This is a genomic window from Liquorilactobacillus sp., from assembly GCF_047719775.1.
GTDB lineage: Bacteria > Bacillota > Bacilli > Lactobacillales > Lactobacillaceae > Liquorilactobacillus.
Genome location: NZ_JBDNTS010000050.1, coordinates 1 through 2,365, shown reverse-complemented (window position 1 = coordinate 2,365; position 2,365 = coordinate 1). Strand labels below are relative to the sequence as shown.

At 37.4% G+C, this 2,365-nt stretch carries 1 protein-coding gene and 1 pseudogene; one reads left to right on the top strand and one right to left on the bottom strand.

Annotation, left to right across the window (positions count from 1 at the left end; all coding sequences use genetic code 11):
• Positions 1–1,125 precede the first annotated feature (1,125 nt).
• Positions 1,126–1,743: a recombinase family protein gene (locus tag ABF682_RS12040; protein WP_415603706.1), complete on the top strand. Its 618-nt coding sequence runs from the start codon at positions 1,126–1,128 to the stop codon at positions 1,741–1,743.
• Positions 1,744–2,178: 435 nt separating this feature from the next.
• Here the strand turns inward: ABF682_RS12040 and ABF682_RS12035 are convergent.
• A pseudogene (locus tag ABF682_RS12035) lies at positions 2,179–2,365 on the bottom strand (MFS transporter); the annotation flags it as partial.

The window sequence follows — 2,365 nt, the reverse complement described above, 5'->3', positions numbered from 1 at the left end:
AACAGACTGCCATTGAAAGTTTCCGGGCTTGTTCGGATTAAACTTGTAATTTGCCTAGTTCTCAAAACTAGATACAGAATAACTAGTTTGATTACTAAGTCAGCAGATAAGGTAAATGTTACACTCAAGGAGCTAAGCCTCCTAGCTGCACTTAAGGCGGGTCAAGCCTTAGTAACAACCTTTCTCAGTGTATCAGAAACTAGACAGGAATAATAGTGTATGATAGTATTGTAATAGGTAAATGTGAAGTCAAGGAGCTTGGCTTTCGGGGTCTAGTCAACCCATTCAGCGAGTCCTTCAGGTTAAACTGAGGGGCTTTTTTAGTGCGCAAAAAAAAGAGCCTACCCTGCTAAGGATAGACTCAAATTTTCAATAAAAAGTGTATTAGGGACTGCCAAATATATTTTTATGGTATCACCTAACTTTATTTTTTTCATCATTACTAGAGCTAAGCTTATTTTTTAGAAAAAACTCTGTGTCATGTTTTTTTAAATATAAATAATACACTGGTAGCAACAATGTGGCTCCAATAAAAATTATAAGCAACGCTATACTTATATAAAAAGGGACTTCCAAAAAGAATGTGCCTAATAAAATGAATGTTGGAATCATGTTTAAGCCGATTATTTTTTGCAGGGACTTCGCAGGCTGATAGTTAGCAGCTGTAATAAAGTTAATGCTTTTTGAATCAGAGATACGATGTTCATTTTTGAACTGGTTTAGCGCTTGCTTGAAAATTAACATATTTTTTCTTAAGCTTTTTCGCATTTTAAACATTTGAAGTAAAAGTATAAAAAATAGAACAGCACATATAATCATGAAGCTCAAAATAGAAAAAAAAAAGTTGACTTAGGGACAATGTAAACACCTCGTTTATTATTTTAAATCAGTATAGCAAATAAGTTTAGTTTTTGGAATGTAATTCGTGTGCTATATTATAATAATAACATTTGAACTTTTTAAGTGTACCCTAAATGGACAATAAACGTTATACTAAGAATATAGGAAAAAACTGAGATTCTATCGGGCACGGTAAGCGATTCTTGAATCTGTTAAAAATATCTAATTTGAGTGTCTAATCTGTTACCGATAATGTAGGGTCAAATTCCGAGGGGAGAAGTCGTGATGAAAATTGGGTATGCCCGAGTTAGTTCAACTGATCAGAATTTAGCACGTCAAATCAAAGCACTTAAAAAAGCTGAGTGTGAAAAAATATTCGAAGAAAAGCAATCGGGAAAATCAACCGAAAATCGACCAGAATTACAAGCAGCCATTGCTTATGTTCGGCAAGGCGATACGCTGGTCATTGCGTCCTTGGATCGTTTGAGTCGTAACTATGATGATGCCAGTGATATTATCAAGCAGATCAGGGACAAACAAGTTAAGATGGAAGTCTTAGATGCGCCATTTCTTTCTATGCGCACCGGCGATTCAGATATGGATAAATTTATGTTTGACCTGTTAACCAAACTGCTAGCTTATATGGCCCAAACAGAACGGAAGAAAATTCGTGAGCGCCAGCGCCAAGGAATTGAAATCGCCAAAGCCAATGGGAAATATCGAGGGACGCGGCCCGCTTACGCCGCAAACGCACCTAACCCACAAAAGCGGTTTATCTACCGCCGTATCGTTGATCAATTAAGAAACAAAGCAACCGGTGCCCCAATTAGCTATCGTGCAATTGCAGCTGAAACCGGTGTAGCAGTGCAGACAGTAATTAATATTAAAAATCGGTTGGTATAGCTGTTAAATAAGCGTTATCTGAGCACACGTTCGTTATTTTTAACGGACGATTATTTGAGTGAGATTTGAGGGATTGTTTGATCTGCTTAAGAATTTCATATCACGAGTAGGACTTCAGTTTAGAGATACTAATGCGATTAATATTTAGGTTACTTATTTTGCGTTCAATTAACCTAAAAAGTGAGTTAACAAAGCTTTTCGCTAATAGCTTACGGCTACTAATTTAGTTGCTCACATTAATAAATGGCTTATAAGCATACATTATGATATTCTGCCATTTTCAGCTATAGATTATAAAAAAGGAGGCCACAATTATTAAGTTGTGTCACTTATCTCTATACTTTAAACTTTAGGATGTTTGACATAGAGTCCCAAAATGACCGTCTACTTTTTGGTAGGCGGTCATTTTGGTAGATGCGAAGCACGAATTTGCTACTACGCCACTTTCTTCACGAATTCTTTTGGTAACGTCAATGCCAGCAGAAAGCCAATCAGGCCCACACCAGCAAACACAGCGAAGGTAACAGCAAAACCGCCAGCATGACTTCGCAGCGTGTTTTGCATGCCCTCCAACAACACTGTGGCGAACATGACACCGGCAGAACCGAATAACTGACGAGCC